Source organism: Planococcus sp. CAU13 (assembly GCF_000775575.1).
Lineage (GTDB): Bacteria > Bacillota > Bacilli > Bacillales_A > Planococcaceae > Planococcus.
In genome coordinates this window covers 1-26,801 of sequence record NZ_JRGN01000035.1, presented here as the reverse complement: position 1 = coordinate 26,801, position 26,801 = coordinate 1, and the positions used below count along the sequence as shown (strand labels likewise).

Annotated in this window: 23 protein-coding genes and 1 riboswitch; of the genes, 18 read left to right on the top strand and 5 right to left on the bottom strand. The window is 45.6% G+C overall.

Features of this window, described 5'->3' with window-relative positions; genetic code table 11:
* The 4 genes from KW93_RS01255 to KW93_RS01240 all read left to right on the top strand — a co-directional run.
* Positions 1-391 (top strand): M20/M25/M40 family metallo-hydrolase (locus tag KW93_RS01255; protein WP_033541140.1); only part of this gene is annotated, 391 nt, incomplete at its 5' end.
* Positions 392-513: 122 nt separating this feature from the next.
* A complete protein-coding gene (locus KW93_RS01250; protein ID WP_033541139.1) occupies positions 514-1,575 on the top strand; it encodes a M42 family metallopeptidase in 1,062 nt (353 codons plus the stop codon).
* 176 nt (positions 1,576-1,751) lie between these two features.
* Positions 1,752-2,468 (top strand): gamma-glutamyl-gamma-aminobutyrate hydrolase family protein, encoded by a 717-nt coding sequence (locus KW93_RS01245; RefSeq protein ID WP_033541138.1) that lies wholly within the window; start codon positions 1,752-1,754, stop codon positions 2,466-2,468.
* A 2-nt stretch (positions 2,469-2,470) separates the two neighbouring features.
* A complete protein-coding gene (locus KW93_RS01240) occupies positions 2,471-3,538 on the top strand; it encodes a serine hydrolase domain-containing protein (protein ID WP_033541137.1) in 1,068 nt (355 codons plus the stop codon).
* Positions 3,539-3,884: 346 nt separating this feature from the next.
* On the opposite strand, the gene KW93_RS01235 is transcribed toward KW93_RS01240, so the two are convergent.
* The 3 genes from KW93_RS01235 to KW93_RS01225 all read right to left on the bottom strand — a co-directional run bounded on the left by KW93_RS01235 (position 3,885) and on the right by KW93_RS01225 (position 6,807).
* Complete coding sequence (locus KW93_RS01235) at positions 3,885-5,180, bottom strand: TRAP transporter large permease (protein WP_033541136.1); 1,296 nt, start codon at positions 5,178-5,180, stop codon at positions 3,885-3,887.
* Between the two features lie 37 nt (positions 5,181-5,217).
* Positions 5,218-5,703, bottom strand: coding sequence for a TRAP transporter small permease (locus tag KW93_RS01230; protein ID WP_033541135.1), 486 nt, complete (start codon positions 5,701-5,703; stop codon positions 5,218-5,220).
* An 87-nt stretch (positions 5,704-5,790) separates the two neighbouring features.
* A complete protein-coding gene (locus tag KW93_RS01225) occupies positions 5,791-6,807 on the bottom strand; it encodes a TRAP transporter substrate-binding protein (RefSeq protein ID WP_033541134.1) in 1,017 nt (338 codons plus the stop codon).
* A gap of 580 nt (positions 6,808-7,387) precedes the next feature.
* Here KW93_RS01225 and KW93_RS01220 point away from each other — a divergent pair.
* Both KW93_RS01220 and KW93_RS01215 read left to right on the top strand, forming a co-directional pair.
* Positions 7,388-7,846 carry a hypothetical protein gene (locus KW93_RS01220; RefSeq protein WP_033541133.1) on the top strand — a complete coding sequence of 153 codons (459 nt, stop codon included), beginning with the start codon at positions 7,388-7,390 and terminating at the stop codon, positions 7,844-7,846.
* A 66-nt stretch (positions 7,847-7,912) separates the two neighbouring features.
* A complete protein-coding gene (locus tag KW93_RS01215) occupies positions 7,913-8,344 on the top strand; it encodes a PaaI family thioesterase (RefSeq protein ID WP_235318332.1) in 432 nt (143 codons plus the stop codon).
* A gap of 191 nt (positions 8,345-8,535) precedes the next feature.
* Here the strand turns inward: KW93_RS01215 and KW93_RS01210 are convergent, their stop codons facing one another.
* Positions 8,536-9,900, bottom strand: a complete 1,365-nt coding sequence (locus KW93_RS01210) for an FAD-binding oxidoreductase (protein WP_033541132.1) — start codon at positions 9,898-9,900, stop codon at positions 8,536-8,538.
* A 202-nt stretch (positions 9,901-10,102) separates the two neighbouring features.
* On the opposite strand from KW93_RS01210, the gene KW93_RS01205 reads away from it, so the two are divergent.
* The 12 genes from KW93_RS01205 (at position 10,103) to KW93_RS01150 (ending at position 23,649) form a co-directional block, all read left to right on the top strand.
* Positions 10,103-11,254 carry an acyl-CoA dehydrogenase family protein gene (locus tag KW93_RS01205; protein ID WP_033541131.1) on the top strand — a complete coding sequence of 384 codons (1,152 nt, stop codon included), beginning with the start codon at positions 10,103-10,105 and terminating at the stop codon, positions 11,252-11,254.
* Positions 11,255-12,325 carry an acyl-CoA dehydrogenase family protein gene (locus tag KW93_RS01200; RefSeq protein ID WP_033541130.1) on the top strand — a complete coding sequence of 357 codons (1,071 nt, stop codon included), beginning with the start codon at positions 11,255-11,257 and terminating at the stop codon, positions 12,323-12,325.
* Positions 12,306-13,112 carry an enoyl-CoA hydratase/isomerase family protein gene (locus tag KW93_RS01195; protein WP_033541129.1) on the top strand — a complete coding sequence of 269 codons (807 nt, stop codon included), beginning with the start codon at positions 12,306-12,308 and terminating at the stop codon, positions 13,110-13,112. Before KW93_RS01200 ends, KW93_RS01195 begins: the two co-directional genes overlap by 20 nt.
* Positions 13,113-13,134: 22 nt before the next feature.
* Complete coding sequence (locus KW93_RS01190; RefSeq protein ID WP_033541128.1) at positions 13,135-14,103, top strand: TAXI family TRAP transporter solute-binding subunit; 969 nt, start codon at positions 13,135-13,137, stop codon at positions 14,101-14,103.
* A 13-nt stretch (positions 14,104-14,116) separates the two neighbouring features.
* Positions 14,117-16,069, top strand: a complete 1,953-nt coding sequence (locus tag KW93_RS01185; RefSeq protein ID WP_235318331.1) for a TRAP transporter permease — start codon at positions 14,117-14,119, stop codon at positions 16,067-16,069.
* A complete protein-coding gene (locus KW93_RS01180; RefSeq protein ID WP_033541126.1) occupies positions 16,066-17,253 on the top strand; it encodes a CaiB/BaiF CoA transferase family protein in 1,188 nt (395 codons plus the stop codon). The genes KW93_RS01185 and KW93_RS01180 overlap by 4 nt, the downstream gene beginning before the upstream one ends.
* A gap of 68 nt (positions 17,254-17,321) precedes the next feature.
* Positions 17,322-18,065, top strand: a complete 744-nt coding sequence (locus tag KW93_RS01175; protein ID WP_161787018.1) for an IclR family transcriptional regulator — start codon at positions 17,322-17,324, stop codon at positions 18,063-18,065.
* Between the two features lie 350 nt (positions 18,066-18,415).
* Positions 18,416-18,507, top strand: a riboswitch (cyclic di-GMP riboswitch).
* 44 nt (positions 18,508-18,551) lie between these two features.
* Positions 18,552-19,433 carry a hypothetical protein gene (locus KW93_RS01170; RefSeq protein WP_033541124.1) on the top strand — a complete coding sequence of 294 codons (882 nt, stop codon included), beginning with the start codon at positions 18,552-18,554 and terminating at the stop codon, positions 19,431-19,433.
* 235 nt (positions 19,434-19,668) lie between these two features.
* Positions 19,669-20,823 (top strand): response regulator, encoded by a 1,155-nt coding sequence (locus tag KW93_RS01165; RefSeq protein WP_033541123.1) that lies wholly within the window; start codon positions 19,669-19,671, stop codon positions 20,821-20,823.
* Positions 20,820-21,872 (top strand): HEAT repeat domain-containing protein, encoded by a 1,053-nt coding sequence (locus tag KW93_RS01160; protein WP_033541122.1) that lies wholly within the window; start codon positions 20,820-20,822, stop codon positions 21,870-21,872. The genes KW93_RS01165 and KW93_RS01160 overlap by 4 nt, the downstream gene beginning before the upstream one ends.
* Complete coding sequence (locus KW93_RS01155; protein ID WP_033541121.1) at positions 21,872-23,269, top strand: glycosyltransferase family 2 protein; 1,398 nt, start codon at positions 21,872-21,874, stop codon at positions 23,267-23,269. The genes KW93_RS01160 and KW93_RS01155 overlap by 1 nt, the downstream gene beginning before the upstream one ends.
* A 20-nt stretch (positions 23,270-23,289) precedes the next feature.
* Complete coding sequence (locus KW93_RS01150) at positions 23,290-23,649, top strand: response regulator transcription factor (RefSeq protein ID WP_033541120.1); 360 nt, start codon at positions 23,290-23,292, stop codon at positions 23,647-23,649.
* Between the two features lie 70 nt (positions 23,650-23,719).
* Here KW93_RS01150 and KW93_RS01145 read toward each other — a convergent pair whose 3' ends face one another.
* Positions 23,720-26,482 (bottom strand): ATP-binding response regulator, encoded by a 2,763-nt coding sequence (locus KW93_RS01145; RefSeq protein WP_235318330.1) that lies wholly within the window; start codon positions 26,480-26,482, stop codon positions 23,720-23,722.
* Between the last annotated feature and the right edge of the window lie 319 nt (positions 26,483-26,801).

The following is a 26,801-nucleotide window of genomic DNA, read 5'->3' as shown; positions in this document are numbered from 1 at the left end:
TGGTTACATCGATGTCCGTGTTAACACGGAACAGCAGAGCTATGATATTCATGAACGCATCGAGGCGATCTCTGCAGAACCGGACGTGCCTGGCACCACCATTCGTCTCGAAGGTGGCATCAATCGTCCACCGATGGAATTCAATGAAAAAAACCGGGCGCTGCTCGAACAGGTGAAGAGCGTAGGCGAATCATTTGGACTGGATGTCACGCATGTCCATGCCGGCGGCGGTTCAGACGCATCATTTCCGTCCGCACTCGGTGTCGCGACCATCGACGGTCTCGGTCCAGTTGGCGGAGAACTGCATAATGTGGAGGAGTATTTGGAGCTTGACTCACTTGCAGAGCGCTGTTATCTCGTTGCGGAGACTGTGCGGGAGTTATCAAAGTAAAGCGGGTGCATACAATTGCATTTTGTGTAAATCGCATCCCTGTGTCAAAAACAATTCTAAACGGTTCAGATAATACACTGCAATATATATTCCATACAATCATTCTATAAGGAGTGTCCCATTTGAAGAAACTGCTGAAAGAATTAACGGAAATAACTGGTCCATGCGGGTTCGAAGAGGAAGTAGCCATCTATATTGCGAACCGCTTAAGAGATTCGGTCGACTCAATAGAAGCCGATCATGCAGGTAACCTGATTGTATCCAAAAAAGGCAAAAACCCGGGGCCAAAAATTTTAGTAGCCGCTCATATGGATGAAGTAGGTTTTATTGTAAAGAAAGTTGAAGCTAATGGATTGCTGCGTTTTGAAAAGCTGGGGGGACATGATGATCGTGTTTTATTGTCCCAGCGAGTGCAAATCCGGACTGCTGCCGGTCTGCGTACAGGAGTAATCGGAACAATTTCCGCTCATATGATGAAATATGACGATCCGGGGAAAGTGAGAAAGCATAACGAATTATACATTGATGTCGGCGCTGCATCCCAACAGGAAGCGAAAAAGTTAGGTATTGAAATCGGTGATCCGATTTCCTGGTTCCCGCATTTTGATGAATTAACGGAAACAAGAGTTGCAGGGAAAAGCTTTGATGACCGGGCAGGCTGTGCGGTCCTGGTAAAAGCCATGGAAGAATTGGCAGCGGAAGATTTTGCGGGTGAATTTGTCGGCATTTTCACCGTCCAGGAAGAAGTGGGGCTGCGAGGAGCGCGGGTAGCCAGCCATCAGTTGACGGGAGATGTGGCGATTGCGCTGGATACCACAGCGGTCAGTGATACACCGGAATCGATGATGGACAACACGCTGGCACTTGGTGAAGGAACAGGCATAAAAGTGATGGACTTCAGTTTGATAGCCAATAAAAAGATAAGAGAGCATTTAGTGAAGCTGGCGAATGAACATCAAATCAACTGCCAGCTGGAAATTTTCCCTGGAATCGGAACAGATGCAGGGGAATTCAGTTTGGCTCATTCGGGAATTCCGAGTGGCGTGTTATCAATTCCGTCCCGTAATGCGCATTCATCCAATGAAGTGATGGACTTGGGTGATTTGGAAGCTACGAAAGAGCTGTTGAAGGTTTTTGTTCAGAATATGGGTTATGCGAAAGATTATAAATTCAATATTTCTTAAAGTGGAAATCGGCAGCAGAGGGTTTTACTGGTCTTCTATTAATAGAGAGGACACTATAAATATTTAAATAATATATCGCTGATGTAAATTTTATAATGGCAGTTGATCAGCCAAGTATATCTTGGCTGATATAATGCAAGAAAAAATATCCAAACCTAGAAAAGAGGAACTATGACTTGGCACCGATTATTGGAGTAACTTCACACGTCGAACTTGATTTTTTACATACTGTTTCAAATGCTTATATGCAATCCATTATTCAGGCAGGAGGGGTGCCGATCATTTTGCCGATTGGTATAGATGGCCATGTACGGCAACTGGCGGAGAAGATTGACGGACTTGTTGTAACCGGCGGAGGGGATATTGATCCAACCTTGTTCGGAGAAGAGCCGATGCAGAATTTGGGTATGATTTCACCTGGCAGGGACAGTTTTGAAATTCTGATGATCCAGGAGATGCTGAAAGCGGACAAACCGGTACTTGGTATTTGCCGCGGCATACAGATTTTGAATGTCGCTGTCGGAGGGGACATGTACCAGGATATTTACAGTCAAATCAGTGAACCGTTGCTGCAGCATGATCAAAAGGCGGCGAATACTCATCTGTCACACTATGTGGACACGCCGGAAAATAGTCTGTTGGCAAAGGTTGCAGGACAAACAAGATTTAAAGTGAACAGTTATCACCATCAGGCTGTACGGGATGTGCCGAAGCCGCTTATAGTTTCCGGCAAGTCATCAGACGGAATTATTGAAGCTATTGAAAGCACAGAGCATAAGTTTGTTCTCGGGGTCCAGTGGCATCCAGAGCCGTTGGCAGTAAAAGGAGACGGCATTTCAATCAGGATTTTCGAACAATTTATCGAAAACTGCTGCTGGCAGGAGGAGAAGTAAAAGTGGGGACCAACATAAAAGAAGCATTTCTTAATGATACTGTTAAAGAAATTGGTGAGAAAAAAGGCGTTTTTAGTGCGGTACTTTGTGTAGAAAGCGGGGATAACAGTTTTTCCTGGACCGGAGCCTTAGGCGACATGCAAAGGGACAGTCAGTATTTTATAGCCAGTGTTACGAAACTATATGTAACGGCAGTAGTTTTGTGCCTTATAGAAGAAGGAAGAATAGCGCTTGATGATAAAATTTCAACCTATTTACCCGCGGAACTTATGAAAGGGCTGCATGTGTTGAAAGGGACCGACCATTCCAATGACATAACCGTTGAACATCTTATCTCGAATACATCCGGGATACCGGATTATTTTTCTCATAAAAAACCTGATGGAAGGAGCCCCGCTTTCGAACTTACAGACGGGAAAGATGGAACATGGCATTTGGAAAAAACGATCAAACTGGTAAAAGAGCTGACACCCAATTTTGAGCCGGGAAAAAAGGGGAAAGCGAAATATTCCGATACCAACTATCAGCTGCTTGGCAGAATCATTGAGGTCATTACCGGAAAAGATATTGGTGAAGTGTTTCAGGAGTATATATTCGATGGGCTTGGCTTAGATCATACGTATGCATATAAAGACCTCTCTGACATTAAACCAGCTCCCTGCTATTATAGATCTGAAAAATTATGGCTTCCCAAGTACTTCGCATCAATCACCGCTGAAGGCGGCATTGTTTCTACAGCTGAGGAAGCGATGATTTTCTTAAAAGGCTTTTTCACGGGATACTTTTTCCCGAAGGAGAAAATAGAAGGCTTGAAAAAATGGAATTTGATCTTGCCGCCACCGAGCCTTTTCTTCTACGGAGTAGGATTGGAAAAACTTTTTGTTCCAAGGATAGCCTCTCCCTTTAAACCGATCACAGAAATTATCGGGTTTTGGGGACAAACGGGTTCATTTGCATGGTATAACCCTGATACGGATTTATTCTTTACTGGCACTACAAACCAGGTAAACGGTGCAGGACATGCTGCTGCACAAAAAGCCATCATGAAAATCATCAAATCTGCGCTGTAAGATATCTGTGGCATGTAAGTGAGTTCTCACCCGGAAAAAGAATATATTTTTGTGTCACTCCCGGGAAGCGGTAATTAACCTCAAACAGGCGGCAGGCAAAGAAATGGCTGATATCCGAATATGTCGTTATGAATCATCCTTCGCCGATAGAGCGGTAGCGATGTGGCGTTTGAGCAAGGAGGCGGCGACCGGCAAAAGGAGATCCATTCTTGAAAATCGCGTCCTAGGGAAAGGAGCAGTTCTAAACAATTTTGACTATTAACATTCAGCAGGTAACTTTATAGAAAAAACGGCCCGCTCCAATAACAGAAGCGGGCCGTTTCTTCATGGATTATTTTATTTAATATCAGTCCATCAGCAGGTTCGGCAGCATCAAACTGATGGCCGGAATGTAAGTGACCAGCATCAGCACGAGGACAATGACTGCGTAAAAAGGAAGCAGCGGTTTCGTGACTTCTTCCATATTGAGCCTGGCAACACTGGAACCGACGAACAGCGCATTGCCGACGGGCGGTGTAATGGTGCCGATGCTCAGGTTCATCACCAGCATGATGCCGAAATGGACCGGATCCATGCCGAAGCCTGTGACGATCGGCAGGAAAATCGGCGTGAAGATCAGAACAGCTGGAGTAATGTCCATGAACGTTCCGATAAGAAGCAGGAAGACGTTCAGGAGCAGCAGCAGGATGATCGGGTTATCGGAAATGCCCAGGATAAATTCACTGATGGCGCCAGGGATGCCGGTGAACGCCATGACCCAGGACATGACGGCGGAAGCGGCGACGAGCAGCATGACGATGGAAGTGAGCTCCACCGCTTCCATAAGGACCCTGGGGAATTCTTTCAGTCTTACTGTCCGATAGACGACCATAAGCAGGAATGTGTAAGCGACGGCGACGGCTGCCGCTTCGGTCGCTGTGAAAATTCCTGTCAGGATCCCGCCGATGACGATGACGATGAGCATCAGGCTCGGAATCGCCTCGATGAATGTCTTGAATGCGACTTTCAAAGAGACGCGTTCAGTGACTGGATAATTTCTGCGTTTGGCGATGATGAAGGCGACGATCATACAGGACATCGCCCACAGGATCCCCGGGAGATAGCCGGCGACGAACAAGGCCGCGACAGAAGTTCCGCCGCTCACCAGCGAGTAGATGATCAGCGCTCCACTCGGAGGGACGATCAGCCCGATGGGAGCGGAAGCGATGTTCACCGCAGCCGAGTATTTCGGATCGTAGCCATCTTTTTTCTGGAGCGGGCCGAGGACGCCGCCTACAGCCGCTGCAGCAGCGACGGCAGAGCCGGACAGCGAACCGAACAGCGTATTGCCCAGAATGTTCGTATGTGCCAGTGCCCCGGGTGCTCTGCCGACAAGGACTTTGGCGAAATTGACGAGCCGTTCAGCGATTCCGCCGTTGTTCATGAGAACGCCGGCCAGTATGAAGAAAGGAACCGCGAGCAGCGTAAAGCTGTCGAGGCCGGTCACCAATGTCTGGCTTGCCATGTAAACCGCCAAATCCGGCGGCAGCACCAGCAAGGCGGTGACCAGCGATGCAATGACGATACTGAATGAAATCGGTACACTAAGAATGAGCAGCAGTATGAAAACCGCTGCGAGAACCAGGCCTGCCTGTAATGCCATACAATTTCTCTCCCCGCTCTGTTAATTTCTCCGGTCTCTAACTTTTCGGGTGGATACCCGCCTGTTTGATCTTATGGATATTCTCGAAGATGTGAATGAAGGCGTAAAAAATGAAAAGCACGCCAGCGACTACCACACTTAAATACAGATACTGCATCGGCATGTTCAAGGCTGATGACACTTGGCCCATCGCACTCCGGTATGTTTGTGTGCCGCCGAACAGCAGGACGCTCAAAATGAATACAATGATGATTGCCTCCACGACAAAGTCAAGGTAACGCTGGATTTTTTCCGGCATTTTCCTTGCGACATAAACGATCGCCAAATGCTTTTTCAATCCGTATGTATAGGCAGCTCCGAGCATGGTCAGCCAGACCAGCGAGTAGCGCAGGAATTCTTCGGTGACAGTGCTTGGGGCATTCAGCACGAACCGCGTGAAAACTTGCCAGCAGGCGGCAAGCACCATGACGACCATCAGGGAAGAGGTCAAAAATGCCGTGATTCGATCAATAATTTTTCTCATCGCCTTTTCTCCTTTTTCATCCTGAAAAGGACAGGTACTGCCCAGAGTGGCTGATTGCCAGGGCCAGCACCTGCCTTTCTGTACTTTTTAGTTGGCATAGCTTTGGAAATCTTTGAAATAACGTTCGTAATCCGCGCTTTGGGACTGATAGGATTTATGAAGCGGTACAGCTGCGTCGATAAAAGGCTGTTTATCGATTTCGTAGAATGTCACACCCATTTCTTTTGCCTCTGCAATTGCTTTATCGATTGCTTCCGACCATACATCGATATGGCTTTCGGAAGATACAGCCGCTGCGTCCTGCAATATCTGCTGCTGTTCGGCGGACAAACTGTCCCAGGTTTCGGTACTGATAATCAGCAGATCCGGTACATATTGGTGTTCTGTGTATGTATAGGCTTTCGATACTTCGCCATGCTTACTGTTTGTAAGTGCGGTTTCATTGCTTTCCGCCCCGTCGATGACGCCCTGCTGGAGTGACGTATACACTTCGCCGAATGACATCGGGGTCGGTGCCCCTCCCATTGCTTCGATCATGGCAATCGAAGTCCGGCTTTCCTGGACACGAATTTTCATGCCATTCATATCAGCCGGAGTTTCCACTTTATTGTCTGCAGTATAAATGCTTCGCTGACCGCCGTCATACCAATTGATGACGATAAATCCATCGTCCCTCGTGCTTTGGAATATTTCCTGGACGGCTTCGCTGTTATTCATCACTTCGTAATAATGCTCTTTGCTTTGGAACACATAGGGAAGTGAAAAAATAGAATAGCTGCTGCTGAACGATTCGAGTCCACCTGCACTGACTTTCGCCATATCGATCAGTCCTGATTTGACCATCTCGATTGTGCCGCGCTCCTGCCCCAGTTGACCGTTTGGGTACACTTCGAATCTGATCGCGCCATCGGATTCATCATGTGCCAGGTCGGCGAATTGTGTTATCGACTGATGGATCGGATGATCTTCAGCTAAGCTGTGCGCAAGCCGCAATGCAGTCGATTGTCCATCACCGCTGTCTGCATTGCTGTTTGCACAGCCCGCCAGCATCAGGACGGTTAATATGCCTGAAATTGACGAAGTAAGCAATGTCTGTAACTTCAAGGACCATTCCCCCTGTTATCTTTTTTGTTATAACCAAAAATAAAACCCGGACTGCCATCCGGATTGCCTCTTGCTTGCTGCAGATTGCTGATGGGAAGAGAGATGCTTATTTTGACTCAAAATAAGCCTGTTTCTTCTCCAGTAAAATAGAGAGGTTGTCATTTTTTACCCCTAATGTTATTCTTCTAAACCTTTTTTAAAAAGGAGGGAGGAAAAAATGAAAGTATTTATAGACAGGTTTGGAGCCTGGGTATGACGGGGAGGTGAAAAAGTGCGAGCTTACTTCGCTGAGTCTACAAGAATTTTTGTTTGTTCAGTATAGTTAATTTAAAATCACGCTCTAGCTTTGTTGTGTCAAACCCATTTCAGTTTATTTACTGTGACTGCATCAAAAAAAGCCGTATCGAGTGACTGAACTAAAGTCTAATTTTCTGACCAATGTCCAATTATATAAACTCATTTCCATTCCTTTAAGAATAGGGAAGATTGTAAAAACCGAATACGCTATTAAAAAGGGAAAAATAAAAAGACATGCTTTAAAGTCTTGTCTCCAAACTTTTTATTCATTAACAGTCCTCCCTTGTCAGCAAAGAATTTGGTGGATACCAAGCAATGGCCGGTGAAGCTGGCAGCGCTACTTGCCGAGTTGAAGCACAGTCCAAGGGCTCTGCCTTCGTATCTCGGGATTCTGATTGAGGGAAAGATGTTCGAAGAGCTGATGAATTATTGCTGGACCCAAGTCTCTGCAATCGAACGTCTGCATCCGCATCTAATGATCGATTATCTGCATGAAGTGAAGGAAATCTATACAAACTATATTTACCGTCAAATTGAACGGGCTTCCAATAGCCAGGCATACTGGAGCGCCTGCCAGAAAATCAATGGTTTCAAGCAGGTGCTGGGGGATGAAGTGGCAGCTGGGCTTAGTGAAGAACGGAAGTTTATGTACCCGAAGCAGACGCTGTTGGATGAGTTAGGGAAGATCAAGAAGAGTGGTTCTAAATTAATCAAACAAGGTAGTTTCTTTCTGAAAAAATGAAAAATTTAAATGTTATAATAGTTTTCATAAATGCTTCGACTATCGAAAAAAGGAGCAAATTAACTCATGGTGGTGGATTGGATGACAACAGGCAACGCAGAAGCATCATTGGAAGAAGTGAAGAAAAGATTTATAGACAGTCCGTTCTTTACAAATATGGGCTTTGAAATATTGGAGTTCAGTGAAGAAAAAGTGCTGCTCAAGCTGAATATTAAAGGAGAGTTTATGAATGTCAACGGCACGCTTCACGGTGGTATTCACGCGTCGATGCTCGATCAAGTATTCGGCATGGCGGTACAAGCCGCGACAAAAGCGCGATGTGCGACAATTAATTTGAACGTTAATTACCTCGCATCGAGCGGTACAGGGGATATTTATGCGACAGCACGCATTCTCCAGCAAGGCTACCGTAACATCATTCTTGAAGGAGAAGTGTTCGAAGAGGGAGGGAAGAAATTGGTGCAAGGCACTGGGACATTCAAAGTATTCCGGAGCTGAAGCATACACCGGCAAAGGGGACGACTGTCTTAGAAGCAATTCAGTTTATTAACTGCAATTATATGCAAAAGAAGCCGTATCCAATGACCTTAAAGGTTGATGGATACGGCTTTGTTATTTTTATTTGGGAAAATATATATACATAATCGTGCGTGTAACAGGGTTGGGCTTTGGATGGAGGCAATCAACTGCTAAGAAAAAATTTTTCCTGGATTCAAGCGGTTTTCGGGATCGAAAAAAACTTTCAGGTTTTTCATAACTTCATAGGCGACTCCATGTTCAGCTTCTTGATATTTTATCTTGCCGATTCCTACCCCGTGCTCCCCAGTGCAAGTACCTTCCAACTCGATAGCTCTTAAAGCAAGCTGGTCATTGATGTTGCGAGCTTTTTGGGAATCTTCATCGTTAAAAGCCTCGTACATGATAATCGTATGAAAATTACCGTCCCCGACATGTCCAAAAATGCCTCCAGTCAATTCGCTTGCAACTATCAGCTCCCTGGCGTATGCAACTAGCTCCGGAAGTTTTGAAATCGGTGCACATACATCTCCGCCTGAAGCAGCCATTCCTTGAACATGTCTATAGGCATAAGACAACTCGTGGCGTGCTTTCCACAGTATGGCGCGTTCTATGGAGTCGCTTGCCACTTTCCAGTTGAATCCGTGCATTTCGCCAATAATTGATTGGGCAAGTGCCGTTTCTTCCTCAACGGTTTTCGTCATGCCTGCAAATTCGAAAAATAAGGAATGTTCTTCCGGCAATTGATATTTTCCATAAATATTTACTTGTTTAATGCTGCATGCATCAACAAATTCCATCCGCATAACGGGAATGCCACTTAAAAGAATAGCATGCGCTGCTTCTGCGCATTGCTGTGGGGTAGAGAAGTTGCAAGAAGCGGCAATCGTTTGCTCTGGAATTCCATGCAACTTTAATGTTACTTCGGTGATTAATCCAAGTGTGCCTTCAGAACCAGCAAACAAACCTGTTAAATGAAGACCAGAAGAAGATTTCTTCGCCTTTGTTCCGGTGTGGATGGTTTTTCCATCTGCCAGCACCACTTCGAGGTCAAGCAGCTGATCACGCATGGAACCGTATCGGACTGCAGTAGTGCCGCTGGCGTTGGTGGCTGTCATGCCGCCTATAGAAGCATCTGCTCCTGGATCGATCGGAAAGTAGAGGCCATGCTTATTGATAAAGCTGTTTAATTGTAACCTCGTAATGCCGGGCTGGACAGTTACCAACATATCTTGTGGTGAAAAAGTTAAAATTTTATTCATCCGCTCAAAATTGATGGAGATTCCTTTATGTAAGGGAATAGCTTGTCCCTCCAGGCCCGATCCTGCGCCGAAAGGGGTGAGAGGCACGTCATACTTTCTGGAAAGATTCATAATATCCACGACATCCTGTTTAGTTTCTGGAAAAAATACTAGTTCCGGAGCGAGGGAAGGATGATCGGATTCATCGTGGCTGTGCCGATACAACTCGCTTTCACTAGTAGACCATTGAACCTCATCAAATATAGAAGAAAAAACTTTGAAAAATTCATTATTCATATTAGCGTCCTCCTTATCAAAAAATGCTGAGCCAGTGAGTATCGCACCAACATGCAATATGACTTGCCAAGTTTTAGTATACCAAAACAATTTATCAGACAATAAAGAAAATTTATAATTGACAAAATTATAAACAAAGTAAATAATGTATTTTATAACGATATATGTTATCGGATATCGATAACTAGGAAGGGGTACTATTTTGAAGAATTTAGATTTGCCTGTAGTGAAATTTACCGCTGAACAAAATGAGTTCAGAAAAACAGTCCGACAGTTTTTATTGAGCGAACGTGAGAGAGGGACGTTTCAGACACATGCCGACTCATGGATGAGTGGATACTCGTATGAAGTTTCAAAGAAGCTTGGGGCACAGGGATGGATCGGCATGACCTGGCCAAAGGAATACGGCGGACAGGAACGTTCAGCCATCGACCGCTATATCGTTACGGAAGAATTATTGGCAATTGGAGCTCCAGTGGCTGCACATTGGTTTGCAGACCGTCAATCAGGACCCTTATTTTTAAAATTCGGTACAGAAGAACAGAAGCAATTTTTCTTGCCTAAAATTTCGAAAGGGGAATGCTATTTTTCTATCGGACTATCCGAACCGAATTCGGGGTCTGATCTGGCATCCATCCAAACGCGTGCAGAAAAAGTGGAAGGCGGCTGGCTGGTGAACGGCATGAAGACATGGACATCCGGTGCGCATCATTCTCATTACATGATTACACTTTGCCGAACTTCTCCGAAAGATGAAAAGAATCGTCATGGCGGCATGAGCCAATTTGTCATTGATCTTGCAGCTGAAGGAATCACGATTCAGCCGATTCAATTTTTGACTGGGGAACATCATTTCAACGAAGTTTTCATGGACAATGTATTTGTGCCGGACAATCGGGTCGTTGGAGAAATCGGTAATGGCTGGGAACAAGGGATGGCGGAACTGGCCTATGAACGAAGCGGACCTGAGCGAATCTTGAGCACATTTCCTTTATTGCAGGAAACGGTTGAATACTTGAAAGAGCAAAATGATGTGAGCGGGCTTGCCCAGGCACTGCAGCTTGTATCCCGGATGTGGTCGCTGCGTAACATGTCAATCGGTGTGGCTCAAATGCTTGAAGAAGGCGAAGACGTCAGTTTGGCGGCTTCATTGGTTAAGGATTTAGGGACGAAGCTGGAACAGGCTGTAGCTGAAACAGTAAGGTTACTTGTCGAGACGAAACCTTCTGTTACATCGGAACGCCTGATCGATCGCTTAATGGCAGAATCAGTCTTGCATGGCCCTGGATTTACGTTGCGGGGCGGAACAACCGAAATCCTCCGTGGAATCGTAGCAAAAGGAGTGTTGGCTTAAATGAGTGAGATGCTGGAATATATCGTAGATGCAACCAATAAAATTTTGAAAAAAAATGTTACGAAAGAATTGATTGATGCGTCAGAACAAGGGGAATGGTCCGGCAAATTGTGGAACACCTTAGTAGAGGCGGGGCTTGTATCCATTGGTATTGATGAAGAGCTTAATGGAACCGAAGGCGATGCCATAGATGCTTTTGCAGTTTTGCGTCTGGCTGGCAAGTACGCGGCGCCGGTGCCTATTTTTGAAACTATTATTGCAGGTTGGCTGTTAGCGGATCAGCAAGTGGAAACAACGTATCAGCCGACATCATTTATCATGGATTGGGAAAGCGATTTGACAGGACCGGAATTTGTACTCAAGCAAGTGCCTTGGGGCCGCCACGTTTCCCAAGTAGTCTATATCGGCAATGTGAATGGCAGAGCGAAACTAATATTATTGCCAACAGCAGATGCAGAAGTGAAACAAAATCAAAATATCGCAGGTGAACCGCTTGATGACTTGCATTTCAGAAGCATTGATATGGAAGCGCTTACTCAATTTGAAGTAGAGAAGGAAGACCTTGCCGAAAAAGTATTAAACATCGGAGTACTTGGGAAATCAGCAATGATGGCAGGTGCCATGGAACAAGTGCTGGAGCTTTCGGTGTTTTACGCAAACGAAAGGCAGCAATTTGGACGCCCTATAGGGAAATTCCAGGCGGTACAGCATCATTTGGCGGCGTTATCGAGCGAGACCGCTGTAGTTTTGGCAGCTCTCAATTATGCCGTTGCATCGTTTGAAGACGGCACGATCAAAGAAGAATTGCCATTGGCAAAAATGAAAATTTCAGAAGCTGCCGGCGCAGTTGCAGGAATTGCCCATCAACTGCACGGCGCGATAGGCATGACTCACGAGCACCAACTGCATCAGGTAACGAGAAGGTTATGGGCATGGCGCGAAGATTTCGGCAATGAGATGCACTGGGCAAAAAAATTGGCGAAAGAATATGTTGATCAGAACGAACTGACGTTGTGGGACTTTATAACAGAAGAGAAAAGAGGGAATGTTCATGCCGGATCTATTATTTGAAGTAGAAAAAGGAATTGCGACAATCACATTGAACAGGCCGGAATCGATAAATGCGTTTAGCGGAGAAATGATCGATCTGTGGATTGAAGCTTTGGAGACCGTTCGGGACTCAGAACACATTCGGGTGCTCGTTGTGCAAGGGAATGGCCGTGGATTTTGTTCAGGCGGGGATATTAAAGAAATGATTGCAGGCCGCGGCTTCTATAAATCTGATGAGGATCGAATTTCCACTGGCCTGAATCGAAAGAACTCATTATGGAAAAAAGTACAGCGCGTGCCGCTGCTGCTGCAGGAAATCGATCAGCCAGTAATTGCCAAAGTGCATGGCATTGCGTTCGGAGCAGGGTTGGATATGGCGTTGATGTGCGATATCCGCATAGCAGCTGAGTCGACGAAAATGTCTGAAAGCTATGTCAAAGTGGGGCTCGTGCCGGGTGACGGTGCTGCATACTTCCTGCCGAAACTGGTGGGTACGGACCAAGCGCTCCATATGCTTTGGACGGGAGAAATTGTTGAAGCGAAAGAAGCGAAAGAAATGGGATTGGTAACATTTGTTGTTGAGGACGATGAACTGGACGCATACGTACAGAAATATGCTGAGCGTCTGGCCGCTGGTCCACAGCAGGCGATGCGCCTGACGAAACGCGCCGTTTACCAAAGCAAGGAAATGCCGCTGCGATCGTCGCTCGACTTTATTTCTTCAAAAATGGGCTTGGTAATGGAACTCGACGATTTTAAAGAAGGCGTACAGGCAGTCACCGAAAAGCGGAAAGCGATATTCAAATAAAACACAAAAGGGGATGTTCGAAATGAAGAAGAAGTCATGGTTTGGAATCAGTATATTGCTCAGCGCAGGATTAATTGTAAGCGCTTGCACATCGAATGCTGAAAACAGCAATAGTTTAACGTTCACAACCGGTACTACTACAGGTGTCTATTATCCATTAGGAGCTCTCCTGGCAACTCACTGGACTAATGAAACTGAAATTGATGTCAGCTCACAAGGCTCCAACGGATCTGTTGAAAACTTAAACTTAATGAAACAGGGAGAAGCGGATTTGGCTTTTACTACTGTAAATATTATTTGGGAAGCTTACAACGGAGTAGGCAGTTTTGAAAGTGGTGCTTATGAAGATATCCGGATACTTGGAAATCTGTATCCCAACGTGAGCCATATAATCGCAAGTACTGATTCAGGGATTGCTGAAATTAGTGACATTTTAGGAACGTCATTTGTTCCTGGTGCAGCAGGATCAGCAACTGAAATTGAGTCCAAGTTGATTTTAGAGTCGCATGGGGTAGACATTGGCCAAGTAAATGAGAATTACGTCGGTTTTACAGAAGCAGTCGATTTAATGCGCAATAAACAAGTTGATGCAGTGAATATTTACACAGGTGTGCCGGCTTCTGCTGCAACTGAACTGATTTCGACAGTTGACTCGAAAGTAATTAGCTTCAGCGACGAAGGCATTGCGAATATGACAACGGATGATTATCCGTGGAATTTTGCATATACGATTGAAGAAGGTACTTACGATGGCCAGGAAGGCCCGATTAAAACTGTTGGGCAGTTCAGTTCCATAGCGATTGATGTCAATGTCGATGACGATACGGTTTACGAAATCACAAAATCATTGTGGGAAAGCTTGGATAAATTAGGAGAAGGACATGCAGTAGCCAAACAATTTGATCCTGCAGAAGCAGTTAAGGGAACTGCTGATGTGCCGCTTCATCCGGGAGCAGAACGCTATTACAAAGAAATTGGTGTATTAAAGTAAGGAGGGTGAAATGATGCAAGAAAACACAAAAGAAATTATGGATTTGGAAGATGGAGGCGGCCAGGTAAACTATGTTGGCATAATGGGAAAAATAGTTCTCGGAATTGCAGTAGTCTGGACGATTTTTCAATTATATATGAGTAGTTATGGAATAATGGATGCTATTAAATTCCGTGCTTGGCATTTAGGCTTCTTGCTAGTTCTTGGGTTTATCCTGTATCCGGCTAAAAAAGGCAAAGGCGGAACGCGGACTCGACCGACCATTTTCGACTTTGTGTGCATCGCCCTCACAATCGTATCAATGGGTTATTTTCTCTTGACCTATGATGTATTTGTACGTGAACGGTATGGAGTAAACGTTGGAACGGATTACCTTATGGGTGGAATCGCTATGGGGCTGTTATTCGAAGCAAGCCGCCGTGTTGTGGGAAATGGCTTAACGATTATCGCAGCTATTTTCCTGTTTTATAATTTTTTTGGCGGATACATTCCAGGTACATTTGGCCATAATGGCTTTTCACCTGAACGTGTTATTACGGTTATGTTCTGGGGAGGGCAAGGGATCTTTGGAACAGCCCTTGCAGTTTCAGCCACTTATATCTTCGTATTTGTAATGTTTGGAGCCTTTTTGAAGAATAGCGGGTTTTCAGATTTTATAAATGATTTAGCTTTGACAATAGCTGGGCGAACTTCAGGAGGACCGGCAAAAGTATCAATCTTAGCCAGCGGATTAATGGGTATGATGAGCGGTTCGGCAGTTGGTAACGTCGTGACGACAGGTGCTGTAACTATTCCTTTAATGAAGAAGACGGGGTATCAGCCGAAATTTGCAGCAGCGGTTGAAGCTGTGGCATCTACCGGCGGGCTATTGGCGCCTCCAATTATGGGAGCTGCGGCTTTTATCATGGCGGAATTTCTGGGCGTCCCATATACTACAATTATTTTAGCGGCTATTATTCCTGCAATATTGTACTATGCAACATTATTTATGGTAGTTCATTTTGAAGCAAAGCGTCTAGGGCTTTCTGGATTATCAAAAGAAAATATTCCAAATGCCTTAAAAGTGCTGAAAGAAGGCGGCCATTTACTTATTCCATTAATTGTTTTAATGGGAGCTTTATTTACAGGAGTTACGCCATTATTTGCGGCTATTTGGGCGTTGGCCGCTACAGTACTGGCGAGTTGGATTCGTAAGTCTACCCGAATGGGGATAAGAACGATTCTAGCTTCTATAGAAGAAGGCGCAAGAGGGGCAATTAATGTCGGAATTGCTTGTGCCATTGTGGGTATTGTAGTCGGAACGATTACTTTAACAAGTATTGGTTTGACGGTCGGGAACAACGTCATCAATATGGCTGGAGAAAATGTATTAATTGCGGCCTTGTTAACAATGGTCATAAGTGTTTTTCTTGGTATGGGTGTCCCGGCAACAGCAGCATATATCATAGTTGCAGCCATCTCAGTGCCAATATTGGTAAATATGGGTGTGCCAGCATTGGCGGCTCATATGTTTGCTTTCTACTATGCAGCATTATCAAGCATTACACCTCCAGTCGCGTTGGCTTCATACGCAGCAGCAGGAATAGCAAGGGCAGACGCGACAAAAGTATCTTTCGAGTCGATGAGAATTGGAGCCATTGGTTTCATTCTTCCCTTCTTCTTCCTATTTAATCCGGTTCTTTTATTTGACGGTGACTCGGTGGGTGCAAGCATCTTTGCAGGGACTACGGCGTTAATCGGCGGAATTGCTTTGTCAGGCTTCCTAACAGGCTGGTTTGTCGGAAAATTGAATTGGTTGGACCGCTCCCTATTGATGGTTGGTGGTCTACTGATGATTTACCCGGATTTGATGATAAGTGCTATTGGCTTGGCTGTTATTATTGTCAGCATCTTACTGCAAATGAGAAATGTGAATGTAAAAAATTTATTAGCTAAAGAAAAGCTAAGCGGAGGTGAAAAAGCGTGACAAAACCATTGGAAGACATACGTATATTGGATTTGTCCCGTGTTTATGCAGCTCCTGCCGGGGCGATGATACTGGCGGATCTTGGAGCGGACGTCATCCGGGTCGAAACGCCTGGCGGTTCGGACAGCATGCGTGACTGGGGGCCATTCATAAATGGTGAGAGCGCTTATTACTTCAGTGCGAACCGCAATAAACGGTCCATTACGCTGAATTTGAAAGAAGCGGAAGGCAAAAAGTTGTTTTTGGAGTTGTTGAAAAAAGCGGATGTCGTCATTGAAAATTTCAAGACGGGCACGATGGAGAGATTGGGACTTGGCTATGAAACTCTAAAGCAAGTGAATCCTGGAATCATTTCTTGTTCAGTGACCGGCTTTGGCCATACTGGTCCGCTCAGCAAAAATCCGGGATTTGACCCGGTCGTCCAGGCGATGAGCGGCTTAATGGATGTAACAGGGGCAAGCGACGGGGAAGCGACAAAAGTGGGTATTCCCATTGCTGATATTTTGACATCTGTCTATGTCGGGTTAAGCGTTACAGCAGCCATTCGCCAACGGGACAAGACGGGTGAAGGGCAGGAAATCGACTTGTCACTGCTGGATGTTCAGGTCAGCAGCCTGGCTAACGTGGCAAGCGGCTACTTGAATGCGGGGATGGTTTCCGAGCGACTCGGCAATCGCCACAACAACGTGACACCCTATCAGGTGTTCCAATGTGCAGATGATCCGATCATGATTTGCGCAGGAAATGATGGTCTGTTCCAGAAGTTCGCAGCTCTTCTTGGGCGTCCGGAATGGGGGACAGATCCGAAATTCGAAACGAATCATGCGCGTAAAGGCCATGAAAAGGAATTGATTGACCAGATTTCTGAAATCATTGCAGCGCAATCTGCTGAGCATTGGCTGACGGCGCTTTCCAAAGCAGGTGTTCCGGCTGGGCGCGTCAATAATGTAGCGCAGGCGCTTGAACAAGAACAAGTGATTGCACGTGATTCAGTTGAAACGTTACCGCATTCAGTTGCCGGGGAAGTGAAAATGATGCGTAACCCGATGCGTTTCAGCGGACTGGAGATTGAAAGCATTTTACCTCCTCCATTACTTGGAGAACACACCGATTCGGTATATAATGAATTACTGGGATTAAGCAAACAAGATATCCAGAGATTAAAAGATTCCAAAATATTATAGTGGAGAAAAATGAGTGAATCGGCCAGGTGAAGATTATGTCAGAAGAAAACTTTCAAAAAAATTATTCAATGTCTACGGTACACAAAGCAATCCAACTATTGCGTGCGTTCACACGGGATGAAAAAAAACTCAGCATGACCGAGCTCCACAAAAAAACGGGAATCGGGAAATCCAGCCTGCAGCGTCTGTTATCCACGCTCGTCCATGAACGGTTTCTGATGAAAGATGAAGAAACAAAACAATATTCGCTTGGAATGGAGTTATTCTTCCTTGGAAGCCTGGTTGAGAAAAATGATGCATTCCTGTCAGTCGCTATTCCTGTAATGGAACGGCTGAGCCAGTCGACTAAAGAGAATATTTCAATCAGTATGATCGACCAAAATGAGCGGCGCTGTATTTACAATATCGCCAGCCAGCACGAGCTGTCGGCATTAACGTATATTGGGAACACGTCGCCTTTATATGCAGGCGCTTCCGCAAAAGTATTACTGGCGTTTCAAAGCGACGATTTTATCCACCATTATTTGGAACAGGTGGAATTTAAACAAATTACGGATATCACCGTAAATACAGCTGATAAGTTAATAGAAGATATTAAAAAGATTCGGCAACAGGGCTATGCGATTTCTTATGGGGAGCGCATTAAAGGGGCGATGTCGATAAGTGTGCCGATCCACAACCGTTTCAAGGAAGTGTTCGCGGGTTTAACGGTCTCGTTTCCTAATGTGAGGGCAGACGAGTATAATCTTCAGCAGATGACTAAAGACATGATGGAAGGTGCGGCAGAAATCCAGAAAAATCTTAAATCATAAAGGATTCGATCATTTCCTCGAAAACCGGCTACCTGTGGAATCATTAATTTAATTCGAGCTGGATACTGCACTACTATATAATACGCCGTACTACCACACCTGATGCATCAGCATAAAGGTTGTGGTTTTTTTATTAGTCGATAATTGCATCACTATTACTCCCTTGGTATTGAAGTTACTAACTTTATTCAATAAAATATGTAGACACAGGACTGCTTCAATTTTATAGAAGTCCGTAAACGTTCTGTCTTCTATCGAAGCTTTGATTGTCTGGCCCATCACAACCAGATTAAATAGGTAAATAGCCTATAGGTTTATTCCATTAAAATACAGTAGAATAAGGAATAATAATCTGAAAAAGGCAAACTTATCCGAAAGGTAAGGACGCAAAGCTATGAGCCTACACGCTGATCCCTCAGTGCACGGTTGTCAGGTTGCCAGGCACACATTCTGTGAGCCGCGGCTTACAGAATGGAGGAACATAAAATGTTTAAAAACGTGGTGATGATTATCGTGGCATTTTTCTCATTGATCGCTTTTGCAATGCCTGGACATGCTCAAACGGGTGAAGCGCCCCGGCAGGTCCATGCTACATGGCTGTGGAATCCCTGGATGTTCGTTGAAGATGAAGCGGGTACACTGGCTTTCATCGAAAGCAAAGGGGTGAACAAAGTCTACGTCCAGATCGACCCGGACGTTTCAAGAGCGGCTTACAGCAGCTTCATCGGAAAAGCGAAAGCAAAGGGAATCGAGGTTTATGCGCTGGACGGTGCACCTTCATGGGTGGCGCCGAAAGGTTATATTAATCAGGACCGGTTCCTGTCCTGGGTAAGCGGCTATCAAGCACAGGCTGCGGCAAATACCCGGTTTACAGGAATCCATTTGGATGTTGAACCGTATCTTTACAGCGGCTGGAAATCCAATCAGGCAGCAACCGTAAAATCTTTCCAGGCGCTTCTGACAAGAGCCAAAACAAGCACAGCAAAGATGGGTCTTCCGCTGGAAGCCGATATCCCGTTCTGGTTTGATGAAATCACATACAAAAACACATATGGCAAAGGACTGCTGGCAGAGTGGGTCATCGCCAATACGGCTGGCGTCACCATCATGGCTTACCGTGATTCAGCGCCAATGATCATCGACATCGTCAAAAACGAAATGGCCATGGCCCGGCGCCTTGGCAAAAGCGTCGTAGTGGGCATCGAAACCGGCGAGACGGATGAAGGGAGCATCATCACTTTTGCGGAAGAAGGCGAAGCCTATATGAACCAGGAACTTGCGAAAGTAGCTGCCCATTATGCGGGCAATCCAGCCTACAGAGGAAACGCAGTTCACCATGTCGGCAGCTGGATGACATTGCGGCCATAAGAACCGGGACACTTTGATGCATGCCATCAAAGTGTCTTTTACTGTTGGTAGTGTAATTTGCAAGGTGGTTTCCTGTAAAAATAAAACAAATTACATTAAAATTATGCTAGATGTCAAGATAAAGAATATCATCATATTATGAATAACTTTTCATCGTTATTCAGCACCACTTTCTGTAAATTTATATAGTATAATAACAACTATTCAGAAATTTTGTTAAAGAAGGTGAATCCAGATGGCCCGGACAGATTACAAAGCAATGCTCGCCAATAGAATGGAACAGGATTTTTCCGGATGGCATGCACAACAGCACGTTCTGGAAAGGGAAGTCTACCGGTTTTTACATACAATGAAAGGCACCGCAGGCACAATCGGGCTGATGGAGCTTTCCGGGTTCTGTGGAAAGCAGCTGGAATTTTTTGCGGAAGACAGTACGGCCGTTCTGCCGGTGGAGTCATTAAATCCTCTTATGGAAACATTAAAGGCCTTTTTCACTTCAGAAGAACCGGTTTTAAATGAAACATTATCTGCTGAATTGATTTCTGCCAAGGAATCCTTTGTCCTGGTCATTGATGCGGACGCGATGTTTGCAGCTTCCATAAAAGAATCGCTGGAAGAACAGGGTATTTCGGTCGTCATTGCTCTCGATGGCAAAAAAGGAATGGAACTTTTCTTCTCGCTCCAACCACAGATGGTCATTCTGGATCGAAATTTGCCCGATACCGATGGTTTTGACATTGTAACCCAAATTCAGGAAGCAGCCCCAAATCGCTTTCTTCCCATTGCCGTGATCAGTGCAGACGACAGGATTGAAAATCAAATCCGGGCAATGGAGCTTGGCGCTACTGATTTTATTGCCAAGCCCTTGAATATGTCCTTTTTCGTGCCTTATGTCCACAATCGGCTGCGAAGTGAGGAAGCGATTTCAAAGAGAACGTTTTATGACGAACTGACTGGCGCTGGAAACGAACAGGTAGAAAGAGATGTCAGACGTCACCTGAACATCGTCGTTGTCGATGATGATGCCCTCGTCCGCAAACTGATTTTAAAACAGTTTGCGGGCTGGAAGCCGGAGGAATTCGATGTTCGTATAGAAGAATACGCTGACGGCGCCAGTTTTGTGGAATCGAAGTGGTATAAGCCTGAAGAGAACTACATGATCCTGCTTGATGGAGTCATGCCGAAAATGGATGGCCTTGAAGTTCTGAATCATTTACGCAGTCAATATCCTCATGAAAACATCGTCATTTCAATGCTGACCTCCCGCAGCAATGAATCTGACATTGTTCTGGCTCTGAAAAACGGAGCTGACGATTATATCGTCAAACCATTCTATGCACAGGAAGTTGTGGCACGAGTACAGCGGCTGACAATGAGGATGTTCAAATGAGCCTTTCTTTCTTTTGGATTCTGAGTCTGTCGCTGCTCTTTGCCCAACTCGTCCTTTTACTCGCATTAGCCCGGCGCAAACAGAAAATGTCAGCTAAAGAACAGGCGATCACCCAGCAATATGAAGCATTATCCGACACATTCAGCTCGTATATGGTGGATCCTTCGGATGACCGGTTCATCGAGGAAATACGCACCAATCCGCATCAGACCGTTGTCCTTGAACGTTTGCTGAACGGCTATGTTTCAGTGACGAAAGGCGGCGTCAAATCTCCGCTTGTGGCAAAACTGTCGGAAGATTTTCTGTCAGCGCATTATGTCAGGCAGCTGTCTCACAAAAACTGGGCGATCCGGATGAATACGCTCTACTATATAGAAGATTTTCATATGCAGTCGCTCCAACCCGTCCTGAAAGAAAAACTCGGCAAGAGCACTCAGCTGGATCAGGAAACGCAGCAGCTGATCCGCACCCTGGCCTCTTTGGATGAACCGGCCACTATTTCTGTATTAGCCAAGTATCCTGATGCACCGGTCCGTCTATACACCGATGTATTCAAACGGCTCGAAGAAAAGACAAGGCTGGAAGAACTGGATACGGCTTTACGAAATGAAAACAACAATAAAGCGTTGAAGCACGCGGCTATTTCCTACATCGGCATGTCCGGATTGATCGCATTTCTTCCGCGCATCGAGGACGAATTGGAGTCGGAGGAAGGGGAACTGCGCATTCAGGCGCTGAAAGCCATCCTTCATCTTCAATACCTGACCGACCCGGATTCATTGGTGCCTTTTCTCCAGTCGCCTTCCTGGCCGGAACGGATGTATGCCTGCCGGATTGCCGGAAAGCTGCAATTGTCCCGATTTAAAGAAAACCTCAGCACCCTGCTCGGCGATCCGGTCTGGTGGGTCCGTTATTCAGCTGCTGAAGCGCTGGTCCAGTTTTCTGACGGAGATATCCTGCTCACCCATTTGTCAGCCCACCACCCCGACCGCTATGCGCGGGATATGGCGGCACAGTGGAAATCGTCCCTTTTAGGAAGTGAAATTTAGTGGAAAGTTTTTTTCAGTTTTTAGCCTACGCCATTATCGCTTATATGCTTTTCTCAAGTTTGAGCTACTTGGGCTTCTTTTTGCTGGCATTCGGAAAAGTGAAAAGGGAAGACAAACTCGACCGGCGCGAGTCCACGGAAGATCTTCTGGGAAATCAGAATGCGTTTCCCGTCTCCATACTGGTTCCTGCTTATAATGAAGAAGTCGGTGTTACAAGCACGGTAAGGTCTTTATTGGCACTCGAATACCCCGAAAAAGAAATCATCGTCATCGATGACGGTTCGAAAGACGGGACATCCGAACGCATGATTAAAGAATTTCAGATGAAACAGGTTCCATTCGCTGTCCGCCTGCATATCGAAACAGCTGAAATCGTTGCCACCTACCAGTCATCCATTTTCCCTTATATCCGCCTGATCAAAAAAGCGAATGGAGGAAAAGCGGATGCATTGAATGCGGGCATCAACCTGGCGGCCTACCCTTATTTCTGTGCCATTGACGGGGACTCGATACTGGAAAATGACGGGCTTCTCAAAACGATGAAACCCATCATCGAATCGGATGGCCAAATTATTGTCGTCGGCGGATCTGTAAGGATTGCAAACGGCTCCACCATTTCCCGCAGCAAGGTGGAAGCGATCGATCTGCCGAAGAGTCCTGTTGTCCTGATGCAGATTGTTGAGTATTTCCGTGCTTTTTTAATCGGCCGGCTCGCTTTAAGCCATTTGAACATCCTCCTCATCATCTCCGGCGCATTCGGCGTTTTCAACAAAGAGCGGGTGATTCAGGCTGGCGGTTACAATAAAAACACGGTTGGTGAAGATATGGAACTGATCGTGAGGCTGCACCGGCTTCTTCGGGAAGAAAAGTCCCGGCAGCGCATCGAATACATTCCGGATCCTGTTTGCTGGACCGAAGCCCCGGAGAGTCTGGGCGTTCTGAGGTCACAGCGAGTACGCTGGCAGCGGGGACTGTTTGAAACTCTCTGGTCCCACAGAAAGATGATGATGAACCCGAAATATGGATCGATTGGCTTGTTTTCAATGCCTTACTTCCTGTTGGTGGAACTTCTCGGTGCGGTATTTGAGTTTGTCGGCTATTTCCTTATTTTCGGTGGATTTTTCTTCTCACTCATTGATACCTATACGGCAGCCATCCTCTTTATGGTGACGATATTCTATGGATCGCTCATTTCGGCATTGGCCGTTCTGCTGGAGGAATTGACGCTTCACAAATACCCAAAAGCCTCCCATCTCGTGCGCCTCTATTTATGGGCGCTGACAGAAACCTTTTGGTACCGTCCGCTCATGGTGCTGTGGAGAGTCCAGGGGATTTTCGCGACGTTCCGGAAAAAAGCCCATTGGGGCGATATGAAGCGCAAAGGAATTTCAACTTAGTTTCAGGAGGCGAATAAAAGATGAAAAAAATATTAGTGGCGGATGATGAAGACATTTTGCGTATATTGATTGCCGATACACTCGAGGACGATTTTGAAATTGAAGAAGCGGAAGACGGCAGAGAAGCACTGCAAAAAATCAGGGAGAATGACTACGACTTGATCATCCTGGATTATATGATGCCGTATTTAACCGGTATCGAAGTGCTGGAAGAAATCCGGAAAGATCAAAACGACACCCAGGTGCTGATGCTGACGGCAAAAGCACAGGATGCAGACCGCGAAAATGCCATACTGAAGGGAGCGGACTATTTTATGTCCAAACCATTCAGTCCGATGGAACTTTTGGAACTGGTGGAAAAAATAGCAGCTTCGCAGTAAAGCGAAAACGAACAGGCCCATGTCGGACCTGTTCGTTTTTTATTTTTGCTGGTTTTGGAGCAGTCAGCTTTTAGTTGTCTCTGGCTGAAACAGTTTCTTTTTCAGGATAAAAAATGATGCCGTCCCTGTGTTGGCCATCCAGCAATTTTTTCATCACTTTCGATAAATCAAGCGGTGCATAAGGTTTTACTAAGTAATGATTGATTTGCGTTATTTTCTGAACGTCCGCCACCGGATCCAGGGCAGAGGAGATCACAATCGGTATATCCTTCGTTTCAGCATCTTTTTTCATCATGTCGACCAGATCCCAGCCGTTCAATTCTTCGCCGAGCATGATATCGACGACCGCTCCGACAAGCTGCGTTCTTTTTGCCTCTTTAAACGCTTCTTCCACATTCGTATGGTAAATCACTTTGAATCCATTCAACTTCAATTCTTCCGATAATAATAGGGCAAGGCTCATATCGTCTTCGACAATCATGACCGGCGGATTTTCTTCTGCTCCTTCATGAACAGTGTATTCAGTTGTTTCGGACAGCAGCGGCAATTCAAAATGAACCGATGTGCCAAGCCCTTCCTCTGACTCTATCCAAATCTTTCCGTCATGCTTCGCGATGATTTCCTGGCAGATGGCAAGGCCAAGTCCGGTTCCGCCGATTTTTCGGCGCGAACTGTTATCGATGCGCTGGAATTTGGAGAATAATTTTGGAATATCTTCAGCCGGAATCCCAATTCCCTGATCCTGTACGGAAACATGCAGGTTTCTGGCATCATTTTTCAGGGAAATCGTCACATTTCCACCCAGCGGGGAGAACTTGATGGCATTGCCGATTACATTCATCAATACTTGTGCGAGACGCTCGCGGTCGCCTTCGACCACTACATCGGAAGCATCATCGATGAAGATGACAGGATGCGTCGTCTGCGTACGGAACTTTTCGGCCGTCTCGATGATCATCTCACTCATCGACAATTTATCCATGCGGTATACCTGATTTCCTGACTCCATGCGCTGCAGGTCCAAAAAGTCATTGATCAGATTGGTGAGGCGTTTCGCTTCTTTGTAAATCGTTTTCAAATAGCGTTCCTGTTTCTCGGGTTTCAGCTGTTTGTTCAGCAGCAGCTCGGTAAACCCGAGTACACTCGACAGCGGCGTCCGAAGTTCATGGCTCACGGTGCTGACAAGTTCGGATTTCATCTTATCCACTTCACGCTCGCGTGTAACGTCCCGGTGCACAAAAATCGTCCCGGTTTTCTCTGTGTCCACCACAACAGGAGTACTGTATACGTCAATCACACGTTCATATGGTTCTTTGACGGTGTATTGGAACGTATTCGACCTTGCCTCTTTTTCATCGATGCATGTGCGCAGGAACTCCTGCATCGCTTCTGGGGTGGTGGTTTGTTCAGCCAAGGAGCGTATCCACACTTCCGGTTCAATGTTTGCTTCAAGAGACATGTCACCAAACTCCAGCATTGCAGACATCGTTTGGTTGCGCTGCACCATATTGCCATCTTTCGAAATGAACTGGATTCCTTCATTGATGTTATTGATAATGCGCTCGTTCAACGTACGTTCATGGATTGCGGCGTCATATAATTGGATGCGGTCAATCGCTAAATGGATGCGGTTCAACAGTCCGCTGATGTCCATCTCTTCTTCTTTCGAAAAAGTCCGTCCAACCCGGGACAAGCCGAGCAGTGCAATATTTTCCTGTTCTTCGTTTTTCACAGCCGCATACAAATCACAGATATATACTTTCCCCATCGCAATTCCTTTTTCATGCAATGCTTCCCGCTTCATCGTGAACGATTCACGGTCTTTCAGCCGCTCTGCAAGGTATGGAATTCGCTCTTCCCGGAATTGCATGAACATATTTTCTGTAAATCCTTCCAAAGCGAATTCTCCGGTTTTCGGCAGCCACAGCACTCCGCTGTCGATTTCATAAGTGTCTTTGAAATATCCTAGCGTCGCGTTTGCCAACTTTTGCTTGTCCAAGGTGAAGGACAGGATGTGATTTAAATCATTGAACCGAATCAGCTGTTCTTTGGTCTTCTCTGTTTCTTCCAGTGATTCTTCCAGCTTGGTCTGCTTTTCCTGCAGCTCGCCCTCATTCAGCAGCAGTGCCTGGTTTTGAGTGGTCAGTTCTTCCTGGTTTTCCTGAATGGTCCGGATCATGTTATGGAAAGTCATCGATAAAACACCAAGTTCGTCCGAGCGTTCCAGTGGTTTGTAGTCAACAGCTTCGCCGCTGACAAAGCCTTCAATCGATTTTCGCATACCTTCCAGCGGTTTCACGATATCATTTAATGCACGCAAAATAATAAATGCGACAATGAGGAACAGCAGGAGAAAGAGCAGCATCAGCACGAAGGAAAAATTCTCTGCTTCTTCTAAAAGAGTTTGATTCAATTGCTGCAAGTTTCTTTCAGAGGCCCTTTCATAATTGTCCGCAAAGGCGATGAATGCATTCACCTCCGAGTTGGTGCCGCTGCGCGAGATTTCCCGCACCAGCTCGTAATCATCCGCGCGTACAGCTGCAATCGAATTCGGCAATGATTCGCTTTCATACCATTCAAGGAACTCGCTTAATTCTGCAATCGGCTCTCTTTCATCGGGAGTCAGCGACACCAAGTTTATTCGATTGATTGTACTTTTCAAACTTTCAAGTTCCGCAAAGGCAAGGTCAAGATCCTGCTCATATTTAAATGAGTAAAAACCCCTTATCCGGAAAAACAGCTGATTCACCGAGTTGGAAAGCTCTCTCACCAGTTCCTGCTTTTCCATCAGTTCGGTGTATTGAGCCGTGTGTTCCTCTTGCTGCTTGTTCATGAAAAAATAAATTCCTCCAATTAATAACAAACAAATAAGCAAAGAAGAAATGGTCAATCTTAAAAATTTATACCTGATTCCTTTTTCTGATAAATTGCGCATGCATAGGCCTCCTGAATTTGGTTTGCTGAAATCCCTGTTTATGGACTTATTGTATTTATATTGTAATGCACTTTTGGCGAATATGCTTTTTATTTTATTGTGGCGGCTTAACTATCTTTAAGTATTTTTCGATTTTGGAAAGACTACCCAAAAAAGGACCATTTAACTTCCGGATAAATCTCTGAAATCAAATTCCGGATGCAGTATAGTGAATTTA